Annotated in this window: 1 pseudogene; it reads right to left on the bottom strand. The window is 71.9% G+C overall.

Going from position 1 to position 253, the window contains the following annotated elements:
* A pseudogene (locus MKD49_RS26130) lies at window positions 1–253 on the bottom strand (PLP-dependent aminotransferase family protein); the annotation flags it as partial.

Here is a 253-nt window from a genome sequence, read left to right as displayed (position 1 = left end):
AGCGCATGAAGGCCGCGGCGGATTGCGAGGCGCTGAACACGTTGCCGGGCGCCAGCACGAGGTTGTCGGCGAGCGCCGAGCGCGCCACGTCGGCGGAGTCGCAGCCGGCTGGCAATCGGCACCACAGATAGAAGCCGCCGCGCGGCATCAGCCACGGCTCGATGCCGATGCGTTGCAGCTTCTCGCCGACGTCGCGGCGGACGCGCGCCAGCCGCCGGCGCAGCTCCTCGACATGCTTGCGATGGGAGCCGCT

Origin of the sequence: Herbaspirillum sp. WGmk3, from assembly GCF_023952535.1 — a bacterium.
GTDB lineage: Bacteria > Pseudomonadota > Gammaproteobacteria > Burkholderiales > Burkholderiaceae_D > Herbaspirillum > Herbaspirillum huttiense.
This window is presented reverse-complemented; position numbering and strand designations above follow the sequence as displayed.